16 protein-coding genes are annotated in these 19,157 nt (G+C 60.3%); 12 read left to right on the top strand and 4 right to left on the bottom strand.

From position 1 onward, the window contains the following. Positions 1–17: 17 nt before the first annotated feature. The 4 genes from ssuD to PspR84_RS27720 are packed head-to-tail and all read left to right on the top strand — an operon-like array spanning position 18 to position 3,003. Positions 18–1,166: an FMNH2-dependent alkanesulfonate monooxygenase gene (ssuD, locus tag PspR84_RS27735; RefSeq protein WP_018928626.1), complete on the top strand. Its 1,149-nt coding sequence runs from the start codon at positions 18–20 to the stop codon at positions 1,164–1,166. A gap of 8 nt (positions 1,167–1,174) precedes the next feature. After that, the gene (gene ssuC / locus PspR84_RS27730) at positions 1,175–1,957 is read left to right on the top strand and encodes an aliphatic sulfonate ABC transporter permease SsuC (RefSeq protein ID WP_003229260.1); all 783 of its coding nucleotides are present in this window, start codon (positions 1,175–1,177) and stop codon (positions 1,955–1,957) included. Next, positions 1,954–2,760 (top strand): aliphatic sulfonates ABC transporter ATP-binding protein, encoded by an 807-nt coding sequence (gene ssuB / locus PspR84_RS27725; protein ID WP_160059817.1) that lies wholly within the window; start codon positions 1,954–1,956, stop codon positions 2,758–2,760. Before ssuC ends, ssuB begins: the two co-directional genes overlap by 4 nt. Before the next feature lie 27 nt (positions 2,761–2,787). Next, the gene (locus PspR84_RS27720) at positions 2,788–3,003 is read left to right on the top strand and encodes a TOBE domain-containing protein (protein WP_003229256.1); all 216 of its coding nucleotides are present in this window, start codon (positions 2,788–2,790) and stop codon (positions 3,001–3,003) included. A 153-nt stretch (positions 3,004–3,156) separates the two neighbouring features. Here PspR84_RS27720 and PspR84_RS27715 read toward each other — a convergent pair whose 3' ends face one another. Beyond that, positions 3,157–3,795 (bottom strand): TetR/AcrR family transcriptional regulator, encoded by a 639-nt coding sequence (locus tag PspR84_RS27715; protein WP_160059816.1) that lies wholly within the window; start codon positions 3,793–3,795, stop codon positions 3,157–3,159. A 260-nt stretch (positions 3,796–4,055) separates the two neighbouring features. Continuing rightward, positions 4,056–5,432, bottom strand: a complete 1,377-nt coding sequence (locus tag PspR84_RS27710; RefSeq protein WP_007913842.1) for a glutamine synthetase family protein — start codon at positions 5,430–5,432, stop codon at positions 4,056–4,058. Between the two features lie 729 nt (positions 5,433–6,161). Here PspR84_RS27710 and PspR84_RS27705 point away from each other — a divergent pair. The 7 genes from PspR84_RS27705 to PspR84_RS27675 all read left to right on the top strand — a co-directional run bounded on the left by PspR84_RS27705 (position 6,162) and on the right by PspR84_RS27675 (position 14,525). After that, on the top strand, positions 6,162–7,520 hold the full coding sequence (locus PspR84_RS27705) for a glutamine synthetase family protein (protein ID WP_034151968.1): 1,359 nt from the start codon (positions 6,162–6,164) through the stop codon (positions 7,518–7,520). A 56-nt stretch (positions 7,521–7,576) separates the two neighbouring features. After that, positions 7,577–8,941 carry an aspartate aminotransferase family protein gene (locus tag PspR84_RS27700; protein WP_077574959.1) on the top strand — a complete coding sequence of 455 codons (1,365 nt, stop codon included), beginning with the start codon at positions 7,577–7,579 and terminating at the stop codon, positions 8,939–8,941. 172 nt (positions 8,942–9,113) lie between these two features. Continuing rightward, positions 9,114–10,226 (top strand): polyamine ABC transporter substrate-binding protein, encoded by a 1,113-nt coding sequence (locus tag PspR84_RS27695; protein WP_160059815.1) that lies wholly within the window; start codon positions 9,114–9,116, stop codon positions 10,224–10,226. Positions 10,227–10,414: 188 nt separating this feature from the next. Further along, the gene (locus PspR84_RS27690; protein WP_160059814.1) at positions 10,415–11,512 is read left to right on the top strand and encodes a polyamine ABC transporter substrate-binding protein; all 1,098 of its coding nucleotides are present in this window, start codon (positions 10,415–10,417) and stop codon (positions 11,510–11,512) included. A 66-nt stretch (positions 11,513–11,578) separates the two neighbouring features. Continuing rightward, positions 11,579–12,721, top strand: a complete 1,143-nt coding sequence (gene potA / locus PspR84_RS27685; protein WP_007913856.1) for a polyamine ABC transporter ATP-binding protein — start codon at positions 11,579–11,581, stop codon at positions 12,719–12,721. Positions 12,722–12,756: 35 nt separating this feature from the next. Then, the gene (locus PspR84_RS27680; RefSeq protein WP_174244537.1) at positions 12,757–13,638 is read left to right on the top strand and encodes an ABC transporter permease subunit; all 882 of its coding nucleotides are present in this window, start codon (positions 12,757–12,759) and stop codon (positions 13,636–13,638) included. Further along, positions 13,635–14,525 carry an ABC transporter permease subunit gene (locus PspR84_RS27675; protein WP_093429780.1) on the top strand — a complete coding sequence of 297 codons (891 nt, stop codon included), beginning with the start codon at positions 13,635–13,637 and terminating at the stop codon, positions 14,523–14,525. The genes PspR84_RS27680 and PspR84_RS27675 overlap by 4 nt, the downstream gene beginning before the upstream one ends. A gap of 140 nt (positions 14,526–14,665) precedes the next feature. Here the strand turns inward: PspR84_RS27675 and PspR84_RS27670 are convergent, their stop codons facing one another. After that, complete coding sequence (locus PspR84_RS27670) at positions 14,666–15,307, bottom strand: HD domain-containing protein (RefSeq protein WP_160059812.1); 642 nt, start codon at positions 15,305–15,307, stop codon at positions 14,666–14,668. A 226-nt stretch (positions 15,308–15,533) separates the two neighbouring features. On the opposite strand from PspR84_RS27670, the gene PspR84_RS27665 reads away from it, so the two are divergent. Continuing rightward, positions 15,534–16,499, top strand: a complete 966-nt coding sequence (locus tag PspR84_RS27665) for a GlxA family transcriptional regulator (protein WP_160059811.1) — start codon at positions 15,534–15,536, stop codon at positions 16,497–16,499. A 186-nt stretch (positions 16,500–16,685) separates the two neighbouring features. Here PspR84_RS27665 and PspR84_RS27660 read toward each other — a convergent pair whose 3' ends face one another. Further along, on the bottom strand, positions 16,686–19,097 hold the full coding sequence (locus PspR84_RS27660; RefSeq protein ID WP_160059810.1) for a penicillin acylase family protein: 2,412 nt from the start codon (positions 19,095–19,097) through the stop codon (positions 16,686–16,688). Positions 19,098–19,157: the final 60 nt, after the last annotated feature.

Genomic DNA, 19,157 nt, shown 5'->3' with positions numbered 1-19,157 from the left:
CCCAAGGAGACCACTCCATGAGCCTCAATATCTTCTGGTTCCTGCCTACCCACGGCGACGGCCATTACCTTGGCACCGCCGAAGGCGCTCGCGCCGTCGACCACGGTTATCTGCAACAGGTTGCGCAAGCGGCTGATCGTCTGGGTTTCGGCGGTGTGCTGATTCCCACCGGCCGCTCCTGCGAAGACTCGTGGCTGGTGGCGGCGTCGCTGATCCCGGTGACCCAGCGTCTGAAGTTTCTCGTTGCCCTGCGCCCCGGGATCATTTCCCCGACGGTCGCGGCGCGGCAGGCAGCCACCCTTGATCGCCTGTCCGGCGGCCGTGCGCTGTTCAATCTGGTGACTGGCGGTGACCCGGAAGAATTGGCTGGCGACGGTCTGTTTCTCAGCCACGAAGAACGCTATCAAGCCTCGGTGGAATTCACCCGCATCTGGCGTCGTGTGCTCGAAGGCGAAACCGTCGATTACGACGGTCAGCACATCAGCGTGAAGGGTGCGAAGTTGCTCTATCCGCCGATCCAGCAACCGCGTCCGCCGCTGTACTTCGGCGGCTCCTCGGAAGCGGCGCAGGACCTGGCTGCTGAACAAGTGGAAATGGTCCTGACCTGGGGTGAGCCGCCAGCAGCAGTGGCCGAGAAGATTGCCCAAGTCCGAGCCAAAGCCGCCAAGCTCGGCCGCACCGTACGCTTCGGTATTCGTCTGCATGTGATCGTCCGTGAAACCAACGCTGAAGCGTGGCAAGCGGCAGATCGGCTGATCTCGCACCTGGACGACGACACCATCGCTCGCGCTCAGGCTTCGCTTGCGCGTTTCGATTCGGTTGGCCAGCAACGCATGGCCGCGCTGCACGGCGGCAGCCGCGACAACCTCGAAGTCAGCCCGAACCTCTGGGCCGGCGTTGGCCTCGTGCGCGGTGGTGCCGGTACGGCGCTGGTCGGCGATGGCCCGACCGTGGCCGCACGTGTGAAGGAATACGCGGATCTGGGCATCGACACCTTCATCTTCTCCGGTTATCCACACCTCGAAGAGTCTTATCGCGTCGCTGAACTGCTCTTCCCGCACCTCGACATCGAGCGTCCGGAACTGCCGAAAAGCGCCGGTTATGTCAGCCCGTTCGGCGAGATGGTCGCCAACGACATTCTTCCCAAAGCCGCGTCGCAGAGCTGAGGCGCGCCATGAAGAAAATCATCCACAGCCTCGCGCCCTGGGCGTTGCCGGTGTTGTTGCTGGCGGTGTGGCAGCTGTCGGTGTCGGCCGGTTGGTTGTCGACACGGATTTTGCCGGCACCGGTGGCGGTGATCGAAGCCGGCGTGAGCCTGGTGCGCAGCGGTGAAATCTGGACGCATCTGGCGATCAGCGGCTGGCGTGCGGCCCTCGGTTTCACCATCGGTGGCAGCATCGGTCTGGTCTTGGGTTTCATCACCGGCCTGTCGAAGTGGGGCGAACGCCTGCTCGACAGCTCGGTGCAGATGATCCGCAACGTGCCGCACCTGGCGCTGATTCCGCTGGTGATCCTCTGGTTCGGCATCGACGAGTCGGCGAAGATCTTTCTGGTGGCGTTGGGCACGTTGTTCCCGATCTACCTCAACACTTATCACGGCATCCGCAACGTCGATCCGGCGCTGGTGGAGATGGCGCGCAGCTATGGCTTGAGCGGTTTCAGCCTGTTCTGGCAGGTGATCCTGCCGGGCGCGCTACCTTCGATTCTGGTCGGTGTGCGTTTCGCCCTGGGCTTTATGTGGCTGACGTTGATTGTGGCGGAAACCATCTCGGCCAGCTCCGGCATCGGCTACCTGGCGATGAACGCCCGCGAGTTTTTGCAGACCGACGTGGTGGTGCTGGCGATCCTGCTTTACGCGGTGCTGGGCAAACTCGCCGACCTCGCGGCCCGAGGACTTGAGCGTGTGTGGTTGCGCTGGCACCCGGCTTATCAGGTTGCCAAAGGAGGTGCGGCATGACTGCTCAACAACCTCCACGCCTGCTGCGCGGGATTCCGCTGGCGGTGCGCAACCTGCAGAAAACCTTCGGCGCGCGGCAGGTGCTGCGTGACATCGATCTGCACATTCCGGCGGGGCAATTCGTCGCCGTGGTCGGGCGCAGTGGCTGCGGCAAAAGTACCTTGCTGCGCTTGCTCGCCGGCCTCGATAAACCGACTGGCGGCGACTTGCTCGCCGGTTCTGCGCCACTCAGCGATGCGCGGGAAGACACCCGATTGATGTTCCAGGAAGCACGCCTGCTGCCGTGGAAAAAGATCATCGACAACGTTGGCCTCGGCCTTAAGGGCAACTGGCGCCCGCAAGCGCTGGATGCACTGGAAGCGGTGGGTCTGGCGGATCGTGCCAATGAGTGGCCGGCGGCGCTGTCTGGCGGACAGAAGCAGCGCGTTGCGCTGGCGCGGGCGCTGATCCATCAACCGCGCCTGCTGTTGCTCGACGAACCGCTCGGCGCGCTGGATGCGCTGACCCGAATTGAAATGCAGCAACTGATCGAACGTCTCTGGCAGCAACACGGCTTCACCGTGCTGCTGGTGACCCACGACGTCAGTGAAGCGGTGGCGATTGCCGACCGGGTGATTCTGATCGAGGACGGCGAAGTCGGCCTCGATCTGCATGTCGAACTGCTGCGGCCGCGAGTGCGTGGTTCGCACAGACTCGCAGCGCTGGAAACCGAAGTGCTTAACCGTGTTCTCTCCCTGCCCGGCGAACCGCCGGCGCCGGAACCTGTTTCACCACTGCCTACGCAACTGCGTTGGGCTCAATAACTCAAGCAAACGACAGGAATCATTGCCATGACTATCAAAGCCATCAACGTCCGTAACCAGTTCAAAGGCTCGATCAAGGAAATCGTCCTCGGTGACGTGCTGTCGGAAATCGACGTGCAGACCGCTTCCGGCATCGTCACTTCGGTGATCACCACCCGCTCGGTCAAAGAGCTGGAACTGGTGGTCGGCAGCGAAGTGATCGCCTTTGTGAAATCCACCGAGGTGTCGATCGCCAAGTTGTAAGCCGGTGAGTAAAAAACAACCCCGGAGGGCGTGAGCCCTTCGGGGTTTTTTGTGCCTGGCTTGAAATCGGCGGCGCGGCCTTCGCGAGCAGGCTCGCTCCCACAGGGGATCGCATTCCAAATGTGGGAGCGAGCCTGCTCGCGAAGAGGCCAGTCAGACCACTAGAGATCTTTTGGGCAGATAAGGTGGCAGATACAGCCCGATATAGGCATCAAACACGCGCATCCCTTCCTCGGCCATGCGCGGGGTGATCTGCCCATGCTGCTGCACCGAGCGCGCATACACCCGGTCGCCCAACTCCATCGCCAAGGCAAACACATCGACATCTGCCGGCAACCTCGGCAATTCGAAGTGATGATCGAACAGCTTGTGCATCAGATCGCCCAGTTCTATGTCGTGCTGACGATCTGCCTGAGTCACTTCGGTCAGACCATGTTGCGCGAGGATCAACTGCCGTGCGGCGGCGTCTTCGTCGTAGATCTCCAGCATTCGCTGCTCGACCAGCCGCGACAGATCACGCCAGTCACGCAGGGCTTCGTGATCGATCGGTGCTTGCAGGCAGGCGCGGAACGCAGCGTGGACATCCGCCGTCAGCGCTTCGAGCAATGCCGGGACGCTGGCGAAAAAGTGGTACACGGAGGAGGGCGGAATCTGCGCGCGCTCGGCGACGCTGTAGATCGACAGACTCGCCACACCCTCGGCCGCCAGCAATGTGCGCGCGGCGTCGAGTATCGAATCGATGCGCGCCTGGCTGCGGGCACGGGGTTTGCGGACGGGGGCGGGTCGCGTCATGGAAGTCTCCTGCGGGGCAGCGGGCATTGTACGAGCCGGCTTGTGCGTTGTCTTGTCGGCCGCTTCGCGAGCAGGCTCGCTCCCACATTTGATCTCCAGTGAGCTTGAGTATTTGTACACACAGCCCCCTGTGGGAGCGAGCCTGCTCGCGAACCGCCGCAGGCGGCCATTCACTCCCATCCCAAGGATTTGTGTTCGGCCATAAAAAAACGCCGTTGGCTGAATCAGCCAACGGCGTTTTTCCTGAAGCTGCAATCCGCTTAAACGGTATGCAGATACCAGTTGTACTCAAGGTCAGAGATGGAGTGTTCAAACTCCTCCAGCTCGCTTTCCTTGCAGGCGACGAAGATATCGATGTACTTCGGATCGATGTACTTGGCCATCACCTCGCTGTCGTCCAGCTCACGCAGGGCATCGCGCAAGTTGTTCGGCAGGCTTTGCTCGTTCTGCTCGTAGCTGTTGCCTTCGACTGGCGCGCCCGGCTCGATCTTGTTGGTCAGACCGTGGTGCACGCCGGCCAGTACCGAAGCCATCAGCAGGTACGGGTTGGCGTCGGCACCGGCGACGCGGTGTTCGATACGCACGGCATCGGACGAGCCGGTCGGTACGCGAATCGCCACGGTGCGGTTGTCCAGACCCCAGCACGGCGAGTTCGGTACATAGAACTGCGCGCCGAAACGACGGTAGGAGTTGACGTTCGGGCAGAGGAAAGCCATCTGCGCGGGCAGGGTCTCGAGCACACCGCCGATCGCGTGACGCAGCGCGGCGTTCTGCTCGGGATCCTCGCTGGCAAAAATGTTTTTGCCTTCTTTATCCAGAATCGAAATGTGTACGTGCAGACCATTGCCTGCCTGGCCCGGATACGGTTTGGCCATGAAGGTGGTGTCCATTTCATGGTCGTAGGCGATGTTCTTGATCAGACGCTTGAGCAGTACCGCGTAGTCGCATGCCTTGATCGGGTCGGCGACGTGGTGCAGGTTCACTTCGAACTGCGCCGGGGCACTTTCCTTGACGATGGCGTCGGCCGGGATGCCTTGCTCTTTGGCACCTTCCAGAATGTCCTGGAGGCAATCGACGTATTCGTCGAGGTCGTCGATCAGATAGACCTGCGTCGAGTGCGGACGTTTGCCGGAGATCGGCGAGCGTGGTGGCTGAGGACGTCCGTTCACGTTTTCCTGGTCGATCAGGTAAAACTCGAGTTCGAATGCCGCGCAGATGGTCAGGCCCAGCTCGTCAAACTTTGCAACAACTTGACGGAGCACTTCGCGCGGATCGGCGAAGAATGGGTCGCCTTCGAGTTCGTGCATGGTCATCAACAGTTGCGCGGTCGGGCGCTTCTGCCATGGCTCATTGCACAGGGTGTCGGGGATTGGATAGCAGATACGATCGGCGTCGCCGATGTCCAGGCCCAGGCCGGTGCTTTCCACCGTCGAACCATTGATATCCAGAGCAAATAGAGAGGCCGGCAGGTTGATGCCTTTCTCGTAAACCTTGTGGAGACTGGTGCGTTCAATGCGCTTGCCGCGCACCACACCATTCATATCCGCAATCAGAAGGTCAACGTACAGAACCTCAGGATGTTCCTTAAGGAACGCGTTCGCTTCGTTAAGCTGAACGGCACGCGGGGGTACCGACATGATGCAACACCTTTGTTGTTAAAAATATCAATCATTGATCTTTTCTGGTTTCAGTCAACCCGAACGGCCTGCCGAAGTCAAGCGAGGCCTTTTTTGCCCTAAAAAAGCGCTGCGAGGGCATTTATGGGGCACTTTCGGGCGATTTTTGGCCCTTGGGACACTGCGCACCCGCAGGCTTGAGCAGGCCGTGTTGTATTTTTTACGGGGGTGTTGTGTAAAAAAATGAACAAGGCTAAGCTCCGATCAAACCCATAACAGCAATAATACCGGGGTGCTTCATGTCTCGCCTGCCGTTAATCGGCATCACCGATTGCTCGCAACAGTCCGGTCTGCATGCTCATCACATCAGTGGCGACAAATCCGTCCTTAGCGCAGCCAGCATGGCTCGCCCGTTAGCGACGATGTTCCCGTCCATGGCCGTTCAAGCGTCAGCGTCCGATATTCTGGACGTACGGGAAAGCATCCTGTTTATGGCGTCCCCTTCCAATATAGATCGCTTTCACCCTCAAAGCCTGTGCCGCTTGCCCAGCCGTGCTCATGATTCTGCACGCCTGGACTGTGCACAGGAAATGCAACGCCAGCGTAAAGGGCAGGTAAGCTCCTCTTTCATTGTCTATGCGCGGTGCCAGGCATAAGCCGGCACTGCGCGAGCAAGCCCCCTTTAACGCGACGCCCATAGCGTCAAACTTTGCCTGACATCATGTCAGGAGACTCAGCCCAGAGGCATTTATGAGTAACAACCTCGACCAGCTCACCGATTGGTTGAAAGACCACAAGATCACAGAAGTCGAATGCATGATCGCCGACTTGACCGGTATCACCCGGGGCAAGATTTCGCCGACCAACAAGTTCATTGCCGAAAAAGGCATGCGTCTGCCGGAAAGCGTGCTGTTGCAGACCGTGACCGGCGACTACGTCGAAGACGACATCTATTACGAACTGCTCGACCCAGCCGACATCGACATGATCTGCCGCCCCGACCAGAACGCCGTGTACCTGGTGCCGTGGGCCATCGAGCCCACTGCGCAGGTGATCCACGACACCTACGACAAGCAAGGCAACCCGATCGAGCTGTCGCCGCGCAACGTCCTCAAGAAGGTCCTCAAACTCTATGCCGACAAAGGCTGGCAGCCGATTGTGGCGCCGGAAATGGAGTTCTACCTGACCAAGCGCAGTGACGACCCTGACTATCCGTTGCAGCCGCCAATCGGCCGTTCGGGCCGTCCGGAAATCGGTCGCCAGTCGTTCTCCATCGAAGCGGCGAACGAATTCGACCCGCTGTTCGAAGACGTCTACGACTGGTGCGAACTGCAGGAACTGGACCTCGACACGCTGATCCACGAAGACGGCACGGCGCAGATGGAAATCAACTTCCGTCACGGCGACGCGCTGTCGCTGGCCGACCAGATTCTGGTGTTCAAGCGCACCATGCGCGAAGCCGCACTCAAGCACGACGTGGCTGCGACTTTCATGGCCAAGCCAATGACCGGTGAGCCGGGCAGTGCGATGCACTTGCACCAGAGCATCATCGACATCGAGACCGGCAAGAACGTCTTCTCCAATGAAGACGGAACCATGAGCCAGTTGTTCCTGCACCACATCGGTGGCTTGCAGAAGCTGATTCCGGAATTGCTGCCGCTGTTCGCCCCCAACGTCAACTCGTTCCGCCGCTTCCTGCCGGACACCTCGGCACCGGTGAACGTCGAGTGGGGCGAAGAGAACCGCACCGTGGGCCTGCGGGTACCGGATGCCGGCCCGCAGAACCGCCGTGTGGAAAACCGTCTGCCGGGCGCCGACGCCAACCCGTACCTGGCGATCGCCGCGAGCCTGCTCTGCGGTTACATCGGCATGGTCGAAGGCCTCAACCCGAGCGCACCAGTGGTGGGCCGTGGTTACGAGCGCCGCAACCTGCGCCTGCCGCTGACCATCGAAGACGCGCTGGAGCGTATGGAAAACAGCGCCACCATCGAGAAGTACCTGGGCAAAACCTTCATCACTGGCTACGTCGCGGTAAAACGGGCCGAGCATGAAAACTTCAAGCGCGTGATCAGTTCCTGGGAGCGTGAATACCTGCTCTTCGCCGTCTGATACGCCGGGCGCGGTCCTCAGCGGCCGCGTCTTCACCGATAACAAGGAGAATTGGCATGACCAGCAACAACCCGCAAACCCGCGAGTGGCAAGCACTTAGCAATGATCACCACCTGGCCCCGTTCAGCGACTTCAAGCAGCTGAAAGAGAAGGGTCCGCGGATCATCACCAACGCCAAGGGCGTTTACCTGTGGGACAGCGAAGGCAACAAGATTCTCGACGGCATGGCCGGTCTGTGGTGCGTGGCCATCGGTTATGGTCGCGATGAGCTGGCCGACGCAGCCGCCAAACAGATGCGCGAACTGCCGTACTACAACCTGTTCTTCCAGACCGCGCACCCGCCGGCGCTGGAACTGGCCAAGGCCATTGCCGACGTGGCACCGGAAGGCATGAACCATGTGTTCTTCACCGGTTCCGGCTCCGAAGGCAACGACACCATGCTGCGCATGGTCCGCCACTATTGGGCGATCAAGGGTCAGCCGAACAAAAAAGTCATCATCAGCCGCAAGAACGGTTATCACGGTTCGACCGTGGCCGGCGCGAGCCTCGGTGGCATGACTTATATGCACGAACAAGGCGACTTGCCGATCCCGGGCATCGTCCACATCGCCCAGCCGTACTGGTTCGCCGAGGGTGGCGAGATGTCGCCGGAAGAGTTCGGTATCTGGGCGGCCAATCAGCTGGAAGAGAAGATTCTCGAAGTCGGCGTCGACAACGTCGGTGCCTTTATTGCCGAGCCGATTCAGGGCGCCGGCGGTGTGATCATTCCGCCCGACAGCTACTGGCCGCGCATCAAGGAAATCCTCGCCAAGTACGACATCCTCTTCGTCGCGGACGAAGTGATTTGCGGTTTCGGCCGTACCGGTGAGTGGTTCGGTAGCGATTTCTACGATCTCAAGCCTGACATGATGACCATCGCCAAAGGCCTGACTTCCGGCTACATCCCGATGGGTGGCCTGATCGTCCGTGACTCCGTTGTTGCGGTGCTCAACGAAGGTGGCGATTTCAACCACGGCTTCACTTACTCCGGTCACCCGGTGGCGGCAGCGGTGGGCCTGGAAAACATCCGTATCCTGCGCGATGAGAAAATTATCGAGAACGCGCACAACGAAACGGCACCGTATTTGCAGAAACGTCTGCGGGAACTGAACGATCACCCGTTGGTGGGTGAAGTTCGCGGAGTCGGTCTGTTGGGCGCGATCGAGCTGGTGCAGGACAAGGCCACGCGCAAGCGTTACGAAGGCAAGGGCGTCGGCATGATCTGCCGCCAGTTCTGCTTCGACAACGGCCTGATCATGCGCGCTGTGGGCGACACCATGATCATCGCGCCGCCGCTGGTGATCAGCAAAGCCGAGATCGATGAACTGGTTACAAAGGCACGTAAATGCCTGGACCTGACCCTCAGTGCGTTGCAGGGCTAAGTGCTAGGCTTTGAGCGGGGGAGCTGCGGCGCGCTCGCTCAAAGCTGTCAGAAAGGCTGGTCTTTTCTTGAAAGACCGCCTCGGATCTTGCCAGACTAGCCGCGGTTCCAGTTGTCCGGGTTCGGCCGCTGAACAAAGTGGTTCAAAAAAGAAAAATTTGGAGCATTAACGCATGAAGGCATTAGGCAAAAAGCTCGCTGGCAAGACTCTGCTCGCCATGTCCCTGATGGGAGTCATGGCGACTGCGGCTCAGGCGGACGACAAGGTGTTGCACGTCTACAACTGGTCCGACTACATCGCCCCGGACACTGTGGCCAACTTCGAAAAAGCCACCGGGATCAAAGTCGTCTATGACGTCTTCGACAGCAACGAAACCCTCGAAGCCAAGCTGCTGGCCGGCAAGTCCGGTTACGACATTGTGGTGCCTTCCAATAACTTCCTCGCCAAGCAGATCAAGGCCGGTGTTTACCAGGAGCTGGACAAGTCCAAGCTGCCGAACTGGAAGAACCTCGACGAAGACCTGCTCAAGGCTGTTGGTGATGCCAGCGACCAAGGCAACAAGCACGCGTTCCCGTACATGTGGGGCTCGATCGGCATCGGCTACAACCCGGCCAAGGTCAAGGCTGCGCTGGGCATCGACAAGATCGATTCCTGGGACGTGGTGTTCAAGCCTGAAAACATCGAGAAGCTCAAAAGCTGCGGCGTAAGCTTCCTCGACGCCCCGACCGAAATGATTCCGGCGGCGTTGCACTATCTGGGCAAGCCGACCAACAGCAAGGACAAGGCTGACCTGAAGGCCGCCGAAGACCTGTTCCTGAAGATTCGTCCTTCGGTTGCCTACTTCCATTCCTCCAAGTACATCTCCGACCTGGCCAACGGCAACATCTGCGTCGCCGTCGGTTACTCGGGTGACCTGGAACAATCCAAGACCCGCGCCCAGGAAGCCGGTGACAAGGTCAAGCTGGCCTACACCATTCCAAAAGAAGGTGCTGGCACGTTCTACGACATGGTCGCCATTCCCAAGGATGCCGAAAACGTCGAAGCCGCCTACAAGTTCACGAACTACCTGCTTGAGCCGCAAGTGATGGCCGGCATCACCAATGCCGTGCGTTTCCCGAACGGCAACAAAGCTGCCACGCCACTGGTGGACAAGGACATCACCAGCGATCCGAGCATCTACCCGTCGGCTGAAGTGAAGAAGCAGCTCTACGCGATCAGCGATCTGGACGCAGCGACCCTGCGCCTGATCACTCGCAGCTGGACCAAGATCAAATCCGGTAAATAAGCCGGTTTGACGCAACAACCGCTGGCCGTCATGCCCCGCGCGGGCGGCCAGCGGATCAATTAAATGACAGGAAGTTTTGCAGGAACGGTTTTTCGAGGGTAAGTTGCGCGCCGGTTTTGTTGCCGGGCAGCCACGGCTGTCATGCAGCGCGGGGCAACTTGGGCCCAACTAATTTAGAGGACCTCCACTTGCCTATTTTTTCTTCTTTGCGCAAAGCCCTGCTGGCCACTGCCGGCCTGACGATTGCTGTCGGAGCCCAGGCCGCCGGTACGGTGCATATTTATAACTGGTCCGATTACATCGGCGAGACCACCCTGGCCGACTTCCAGAAAGCCACCGGGATAAAACCGGTCTACGACGTCTTCGACTCCAACGAAACCCTGGAAGGCAAGCTGCTCGCCGGGCGTACCGGCTACGACGTGGTCGTACCGTCGAACCACTTCCTCGGCAAGCAGATCAAGGCCGGCGCGTTCCAGAAGCTCGACAAGTCGCAGCTGCCGAATTATTCCAATCTCGACCCGGCGCTGCTCAAGCGTCTGGAGCAGAACGATCCGGGCAACCTGTACGCCGTGCCGTATCTGTGGGGAACCAACGGCATCGGCTACAACGTCGATAAAGTGAAAGCTGTGCTGGGTGTCGACAAGATCGATTCGTGGGGCGTTTTGTTCGAGCCTGAGAACATCAAGAAGCTGCAAAGCTGCGGCGTGGCGTTCCTCGATTCGGCGGATGAAATGATGCCGACTGTGCTCAACTATCTGGGCCTGAATGCCAACAGCACCAATCCCAAGGACTACGAAAAAGCCACCGACAAGTTGCTCGCGGTGCGTCCTTACGTGACCTACTTCCATTCCTCGAAATACATCGGTGATCTGGCTAACGGTGACATCTGCGTGGCCATCGGTTTCTCCGGCGATATCTTCCAAGCGAAAAACCGCGCAGCCGAAGCCAAGAAGGGCGTGAACATCGCCTACGCGGTGCCGAAAGAGGGCGGTGCCTTGTGGTTCGACATGCTGGCAATCCCCAAGGATTCGTCGAACGTGAAGCAGGCCCATGCCTTCATCAACTATCTGCTGAAACCTGAGGTGATCGCTCAGGTCAGTGATTACGTCGGTTACGCCAACCCCAACCCGGGGGCGGACAAGCTGATGGAACAATCCATCCGTACCGATGCGTCGGTGTATCCGCCGCAGGCCGTTATCGACAAGGCCTACGTATCGACCGAGTTACCACCGAACATTCAGCGCCTGATGACCCGCAGCTGGACCAAGGTCAAGTCGGGGATGTAAGGCACACACTATCCTGGGTTCGCCTTGCGGGGCGAACTGCACTGTTTTTTTCTGGGAGTTTCGTAAATGGCAGTTGCCTCCGGCGCCTATAAGAAAGCCCTCGAGGGCGACCAGACACCGAAACAGGTGCTGGTCAAAATCGACCGGGTCACGAAGAAGTTCGACGAGACGATTGCCGTGGACGATGTGTCCCTGGAAATCAAGAAAGGCGAAATCTTCGCCCTGCTCGGCGGTTCGGGATCGGGCAAATCCACTCTGCTGCGGATGCTGGCAGGGTTCGAACGGCCCACGGAGGGGCGCATTTTCCTCGACGGCGTCGACATCACCGACATGCCGCCGTACGAACGTCCGATCAACATGATGTTCCAGTCGTACGCCTTGTTCCCGCACATGACCGTGGCGCAGAACATCGCCTTCGGCCTCAAGCAGGACAAGATCCCGGCGGCTGAAGTCGACGCTCGCGTGGCCGAGATGCTCAAGCTCGTACAGATGAGCCAGTACGCCAAGCGCAAGCCGCATCAATTGTCGGGCGGTCAGCGTCAGCGCGTGGCGCTGGCCCGTTCACTGGCCAAGCGGCCGAAGCTGCTGTTGCTCGATGAGCCGATGGGCGCACTGGACAAGAAACTGCGCTCGCAGATGCAACTGGAGCTGGTGGAAATCATCGAGCGCGTCGGCGTGACTTGCGTGATGGTGACCCACGACCAGGAAGAGGCCATGACCATGGCCGAGCGCATCGCGATCATGCACCTCGGCTGGATCGCCCAGATCGGCAGCCCGATCGACATCTACGAAACCCCGACCAGCCGTCTGGTCTGCGAATTCATCGGCAACGTCAATATCTTCGAAGGCGAAGTGATCGACGACGCCGAAGGCCACGCAACCATCACCTGCAAAGATCTTGATCGGCAGATCTACGTTGGCCACGGCATCAGTACTTCGGTGCAGGACAAGTCGGTCACCTACGCGATCCGCCCGGAGAAGCTGCTGGTCACCGCCGACCAACCGACCTGCGAATACAACTGGTCGAGCGGCAAGGTCCACGACATTGCCTACCTCGGCGGGCACTCGGTGTTCTACGTCGAATTGCCAAGCGGCAAACTGGTGCAGTCGTTCGTCGCCAACGCCGAACGTCGCGGCGCGCGTCCGACCTGGGGCGATCAGGTCTACGTGTGGTGGGAAGACGACAGCGGCGTGGTACTCCGCTCATGAACATGCGCAAATTCAAACGCCGCATCAACCGAATAATCCCCAATGGCCGGCAACTGGTCATCGGGGTCCCGTTCATCTGGCTGTTTCTGTTCTTCATGTTGCCGTTCTTCATCGTCCTGAAGATCAGCTTCGCCGAAGCCGACGTGGCCATCCCGCCGTACACCGAGATCTACACGTACGCGGAGCAGAAGCTGCAACTACTGCTGAACCTGGGCAACTACGCAATGCTGGCGGGCGACGAGTTGTACATCGCCGCGTACCTCGGCTCGTTGAAGATGGCGCTGATCAGCACTGTCCTCTGTCTGGTGATCGGCTACCCGATGGCCTACGCCATCGCCACCGCCCGTAAAGAGCTGCAAACGGTGCTGGTGCTGCTGATCATGATGCCGACCTGGACGGCGATCCTGATCCGCGTTTACGCGTGGATGGGCATCCTCAGCAACAACGGTTTGCTCAACGGTTTCCTGATGAGCATGGGTTTCATCGACGAACCTTTGCAGATCCTCAACACCAATCTTGCGGTGTACATCGGCGTCGTTTACTCGTACCTGCCGTTCATGATCCTGCCGCTGTACGCCAACCTGGTGAAGCACGATCACAGTCTGCTGGAAGCGGCATCCGACCTCGGTTCGAGCACCTTCAACAGCTTCTGGAAAATCACTATTCCGCTGTCCAAGAACGGCATCATTGCCGGCTGCATGCTGGTATTCATCCCGGTGGTCGGCGAGTTCGTGATCCCGGAACTGCTTGGCGGTCCGGAAACCCTGATGATCGGCAAGGTGCTGTGGCAAGAGTTCTTCAACAACCGTGACTGGCCGGTGGCGTCCGCGCTGGCGGTGGTGATGCTGGCGATCCTGATTGTGCCGATCATCCTGTTCAACCGCAGTCAGGCCAAGGAAATGGAGGGTAAAGAATGAAGCGCTTCCGTTTCTCCAGCCTGATGCTGGTTCTGGGTTTGCTGTTTATCTACCTGCCGATGCTGATCCTGGTGATCTACTCGTTCAACGCCTCGAAGCTGGTGACGGTGTGGGGCGGCTGGTCGATCAAGTGGTACGTCGGCCTGCTCGACAACACGCAACTGATGGGCTCGGTGCTGCGCTCGCTGGAAATCGCCTGCTACACCGCAGTTGCCGCGGTGGCGCTGGGGACGCTGGCAGCGTTCGTACTGACCCGCATCACCCGCTTCAAGGGCCGCACGCTGTTCGGCGGCCTGGTGACAGCGCCGTTGGTGATGCCGGAAGTGATCACCGGTCTGTCGCTGCTGTTGTTGTTCGTAGCCATGGCGCAGATGATCGGCTGGCCGCAGGAACGTGGCATCGTCACCATCTGGATCGCCCACACCACGTTCTGTGCGGCGTATGTGGCGGTGGTGGTGTCGGCGCGCCTGCGTGAGCTGGACCTGTCGATCGAAGAAGCGGCGATGGACCTCGGTGCGCGGCCGTGGAAGGTGTTCTTCCTGATCACCATCCCGATGATCGCGCCATCGCTGGCGGCGGGCGGCATGATGTCGTTCGCGCTGTCGCTGGATGATCTGGTGCTGGCGAGCTTCGTCTCGGGGCCGGGTTCGACGACCCTGCCGATGGAAGTGTTCTCGGCGGTGCGTCTGGGTGTGAAGCCTGAGATCAACGCCGTGGCCAGTCTGATCCTGCTGGCGGTATCGATCGTGACCTTCATGGTCTGGTTCTTCAGCCGCCGTGCCGAAGAAGCGCGCAAGAAAGCCATCCAGCAAGCCATCGAAGAAAGCGCAGCCGATTCGTGGAAACAGCCGGACGTGCGTCGCGCACCAGCGCCGGAAGCGGCGTAGGCAATATCGGGTTGGTCCCTTTCTCAAGACCAACCCAAATCCCCATGTAGGAGTGAGCCTGCTCGCGATGGCGGTGTGTCAGCTGAAAACTACCTGGCTGACACACCGCCATCGCGAGCAGGCTCACTCCTACATGGGTTTTATGCAGTCCAGGGAGAGTTGCGGATGACCTCGACAAAGTTCATCGGCTTGAACCCCGGCTGCTGATCCTTCAGCACATCGGTCTTCACATTGCCAAACGTCGTCTGCGGACGATGGCGCAAACCATCGGCAAACGCGCAGATGATGCACTCCTTGAAACCTTCCCCACGCGGGTGCGCATGCACCACCGCCTCGCGCTGCACAGTGCTGAACGCCGCGTAATCCATGCCCAGCACATCCATTTCCACACCAGCCGTTACCAGCGCCACGGTCGGGCGCAGATGCTTCGGCACGCCTGGCGTGGTGTGCAGGGCAATCGACAGCCACACCTGTTCGATGTCGTCATCGCTCAACCCGTACGGTTTGAGAAACGCTGCTGCCGCGTTCGCGCCGTCGACTTCAAAACGCTCGTCATCACTGCGGTGGCCTTCGACCAGACCGAGGTCGTGGAACATCGCGCCGACGTACAACAGTTCCGGATCGTAGGCCAGTTGCTGGCGCTCACCACTCAGCGCGCCGAACAGAAATACCCGACGCGAATGGTGGTAGAGCAGGTCGGACTCGATGTCGCGGATGTACTCGGTGGTGGCCCGGGCGAGGGTGCTGTCGGGGATTTTGATGCAGGCAATGGTGGTGCTCATAACGATTTCCTCGTCGAAAACGCCGTCGTGGCGCTGATGGGGAAAGTCTGTTCCCGGCGCGGGAAGCGAACAATCGATGCATGGCTGCGATCCTTGCCATTCGACGCGCAAATCGTGCCAAGCTAAAAAGATCGCAGCCTGCGGCAGCTCCTACATGGGAAAGCGGACACCTGTAGGAGCGGCCGCAGGCTGCGATCTTTTGCTCTTAAAGGGGGAATCCACAGCCATGAGCAAAACCGTCGCCATCGTCGTGTTCGCAGGCGTGCAGTCGCTGGACGTCAGCGGCCCTATGGATGTGTTCGCCGAGGCCAATCGCTTCCTGGCGCCCGAGGATCACTATCGGCTCGATGTGATCGGCGTCGAACACGGCCCGATGGCCTGTTCCAACGGTTTGAACCTGAACGCCCATCGGCATTTCAGCGAAGCGCTGGATGCCTACGACCTGCTGCTGGTCGCCGGTGGCCCACAATTGCCGTTCATGGTTTTTGGCGCGACGTTCGATGATTGGCTGCGTGAAGCCTGCGCGCGGGCACAGCGTTTCGGCTCGATCTGCAACGGCGCGTTTATGCTGGCGCGGGCCGGATTGCTGGAAGGGCGCACCGTCACCACGCATTGGAACGATGCCGAGGCGTTGGCGCAGTTGTGTCCGACGACGCAGGTCGACGCGGATCGTTTATATGTCGAGGACGGCACGCTCTACACCTCTGCCGGGGTGACGGCGGGGATCGATCTGTCGCTGTATCTGCTGGCGCGGGATCACGGCGCTGAGGTGGCGCTGAGCGTGGCCAAGCGGCTGGTGGTGTTTACTCAGCGCTCCGGTGGGCAGTCGCAGTTCAGCCCGTTCCTCACGCCGCATGCGGAGCCGACGTCGGCGGTAGCGATGGTGCAGCTTTATGTATTGGCTAATCTGACGGGCGATCTGACGATTGCCGATCTGGCAACTGCGGCGAACATGAGTGCGCGCAATTTTTCGCGGGTGTTTGCTCGGGAGGCGAAGGTGACGCCGGCGGAGTTCGTCGAGCGGGCGCGGGTGGATGCGGCGCGGGTGATGCTGGAGAGCACGGCGGCGCCGTTGAAGACGGTGGCGTATCAGTGTGGGTTTCGTGACGCGCAACATATGCGCGGGGTGTTTAACCGGCGGTTGGGGGTTACGCCGCAGCAGTTTCGGCTGAACTTTGCGGTGATGGTTTGACCCATACCCTCACCCCAGCCCTCTCCCAGAGGGAGAGGGAGCCGACCGCAGTGTCTGGCGTGATACATCGACCTGAAAGACCTTAGCGATTATGGATTCGGTAAAGCAGTGTCAGGTCGCTGTAAGCCTTGAGCATCCCCCAATCAGTCCCCTCTCCCCCCGGGAGAGGGCTAGGGTGAGGGGCTTTTAAGGCGCTGCCCGCGCCGGCAACAACTTCAAGGTACTGCGCGTATTCGCCGTCACCTCTTCGGCATTGAAATGCGCCTGCACATAAATCCCGTCGACATACGCCTCAGCCTGATCGTCATAGTGGCTATCAAACGGCACACCACTCTGCCCAACCGGGTTGATCGTCAAGCCATGCGCCGGATCGGCAAAATCCACCAAGCGCCGTGTCGACGGCCCGTAGGTCACCGGCCACGGTGCCGGTCCGATCCTCGCCGACAGGTTGTTCGGCACTTCGTGACTGCCCGGCGCCGCAAACGGCCCGACATTGAAAATCCGATCCAGTGGCTTCTGCTGTCCCAACGGATGGCCGTGAGTCAGCGTATGCGCCGCGCCCCATTTCCACTCGGCAGAGTTATCGCCGAGGGTCAGCTTCAAGTGCTGCATGCTCGCCTGCCACGCCGCGCGCACGACATCGGCACGGGTCTCCTTGTTCGGTGTGCTGCGGTTATCCCACCACGGTGAATCGGCATTCGCCGCCAGTTTCGGCAGCGCCGCATCGATCACCCGCGTCGACAGCAATGTCTCGAAGAAGTCATTGCCCAACTCATCCCGCATTGCCGCATCGGCCAGGTCGTAGAGGAACTGGTTGAACACTGTCGCACTGACCGAGTCCAGCGGATAGTCGCCTGGCCACTGCGCCAGTTGCTCGACCAGTTTCAACTGTGCCGGATCGCTGACCACCTCGCGCAGCACCGGCAGCAATGGCGCCAGCAAGCGCGGGCCGTAGCCGGTGGCGGTGCCCAGTTGCAGTTTCTGGTTGGCCTCGTTGGTCCACTTCACGCTCTTGTCGCTGAGCTGGCGATTGAGTTGCTGGCCGCGATCGGCGAGGTTGTAGTAACCGGGAATCTCCATGCCGGTCGGCGAGAGCGGCTGGAAGTTGGCCGAGACAATGTAGCCGCGCGCCGGGTTCTCTTCCTGCGGGTTGGCGCTGAACGGGTAGAAACCGTCCTTGTCGGCCTGATTGCTGCTGCCGTCGAGCATGAATTCCGGCCGCACCCCGGCCGGGCGCTTGGGTAGCAACGCCGAGGCCCACCAGGCGATATCGCCTTTGGCGTTGGCGTAAACCAGGTTCAGCCCCGGCGCCTGGACTTTTGCGGCAGCGGCGCGGGCCTTGGCCAGAGTGTCGGCACGGTTGAGCTGGTAGAAGCCTTCGAGGATCGGGTTCGGTGTTTCGAGGAAGGCCCACCACATCGCAATCGGTGTCTTGCCGGCAGCGGTGCCGAGGGCATCGTTGACGATCGGGCCGTGGGGCGATTGCCGCAGAGTGAGGGTCACCGGCGACTGCCCCTTCACGTTGATCTGCTGCTGTGTGACGACCATGTCGGTCCACTGGCCGCGATACCAGACCTGATTCGGATTATCCGGGTTGACCTTCTCGGCGATCAGGTCCAGATCGTCGTTCTGGAACATGGTCAGGCTCCAGCCGAAATCGAGGTTGTGGCCGAGGAAGGCGAAAGGCACCAGCGCCTGATGATGACCGTACAACTCGAAGCCCGGCGCCGACAGTTGCGCCTCGTACCATACCGACGGCACCGAGAAGCGAATGTGCGGGTCACCGGCCAGCAGCGGTTTGCCGCTCTGGCTGCGGCTGCCCGCGATGACCCAGGCGTTGCTGCCTTCGAACTGCGGCAGACCATTATCGATCAGTGCCAGTTCGCTGAGGCGGGCGAGGGCATTGAGGTCTTTCCAGTCGCCGGCGGCGAGGGCCGGCGCAGGCTTGGCGTGACCGTTGACCAGCACACCTTTGGGCTGCCAGTCGAGGTCGAAGACCTTGAGGTAATCGGCACCGAGCTGATCGCGCACGTAGGTCAGCAGCGGTTCGGTGCGAAACGCCGCAGCAAAGCTGTAGGCCATGTAGCCGGCGACGCTGATGCTGTCTTCTGCCGTGAAAGGTCGTTTGGGGATGCCGAGCACGTCAAACTCGATCGGCGCGGCGTGGCTGTCCTGATATTGGTTGATGCCATCCAGATAGGCTTGCAGGCCCTTCCACGCCGGCGACTGTTTATCGAGACTGGCGACGTAACTGGCGGCGCGCTCGCGGATGCGCAGGCTGCGGAACAGTTTGTCGGTGTCGAGCAGCTTCGGCCCGAGAACTTCCGCCAGCTCACCACGGGCGAGGCGGCGCATGGCTTCCATCTGGAACAGGCGATCCTGGGCATGCACATAGCCGAGGGCGCGGTAGAGGTCGGTTTCGTTTTCGGCGCGGATGTGCGGCACGCCGCGCTCGTCATAGCGCACGGTCACCGAACCTTGCAGGTTGCGCAGTTCGACCTGGCCCTGGCGCGTCGGTTGCTTGCTGTAGACATACCAGCCGACGCCGGCGAGCAGAACAACGATGAGCAAGACAAGTACGGTGAACACGCGCTTCATGGTGACTCCTTGTGCAGGCGGGATTGCCGCCCGTCGGGCTGCAAACAATTAGCACAGTCC

The sequence above is a fragment of the Pseudomonas sp. R84 genome, from assembly GCF_009834515.1.
GTDB lineage: Bacteria > Pseudomonadota > Gammaproteobacteria > Pseudomonadales > Pseudomonadaceae > Aquipseudomonas.
The sequence above is the reverse complement of the archived record's forward strand: the minus strand, read 5'-3'. Positions and strand labels throughout refer to the sequence as shown.

Excerpts from the sequence above, each read along its gene's own strand:
- PspR84_RS27715 (WP_160059816.1), bottom strand. The coding sequence starts at position 3,795 with ATGACGCGACCCGCCCCCGTCCGCAAACCCCGTGCCCGCAGCCAGGCG.
- PspR84_RS27720 (WP_003229256.1), top strand. The coding sequence starts at position 2,788 with ATGACTATCAAAGCCATCAACGTCCGTAACCAGTTCAAAGGCTCGATC.
- ssuC (WP_003229260.1), top strand. The coding sequence starts at position 1,175 with ATGAAGAAAATCATCCACAGCCTCGCGCCCTGGGCGTTGCCGGTGTTG.
- PspR84_RS27705 (WP_034151968.1), top strand. The coding sequence starts at position 6,162 with ATGAGTAACAACCTCGACCAGCTCACCGATTGGTTGAAAGACCACAAG.
- ssuD (WP_018928626.1), top strand. The coding sequence starts at position 18 with ATGAGCCTCAATATCTTCTGGTTCCTGCCTACCCACGGCGACGGCCAT.
- potA (WP_007913856.1), top strand. The coding sequence starts at position 11,579 with ATGGCAGTTGCCTCCGGCGCCTATAAGAAAGCCCTCGAGGGCGACCAG.
- PspR84_RS27670 (WP_160059812.1), bottom strand. The coding sequence starts at position 15,307 with ATGAGCACCACCATTGCCTGCATCAAAATCCCCGACAGCACCCTCGCC.
- PspR84_RS27710 (WP_007913842.1), bottom strand. The coding sequence starts at position 5,432 with ATGTCGGTACCCCCGCGTGCCGTTCAGCTTAACGAAGCGAACGCGTTC.
- PspR84_RS27665 (WP_160059811.1), top strand. The coding sequence starts at position 15,534 with ATGAGCAAAACCGTCGCCATCGTCGTGTTCGCAGGCGTGCAGTCGCTG.
- PspR84_RS27700 (WP_077574959.1), top strand. The coding sequence starts at position 7,577 with ATGACCAGCAACAACCCGCAAACCCGCGAGTGGCAAGCACTTAGCAAT.
- PspR84_RS27675 (WP_093429780.1), top strand. The coding sequence starts at position 13,635 with ATGAAGCGCTTCCGTTTCTCCAGCCTGATGCTGGTTCTGGGTTTGCTG.
- PspR84_RS27660 (WP_160059810.1), bottom strand. The coding sequence starts at position 19,097 with ATGAAGCGCGTGTTCACCGTACTTGTCTTGCTCATCGTTGTTCTGCTC.
- ssuB (WP_160059817.1), top strand. The coding sequence starts at position 1,954 with ATGACTGCTCAACAACCTCCACGCCTGCTGCGCGGGATTCCGCTGGCG.
- PspR84_RS27695 (WP_160059815.1), top strand. The coding sequence starts at position 9,114 with ATGAAGGCATTAGGCAAAAAGCTCGCTGGCAAGACTCTGCTCGCCATG.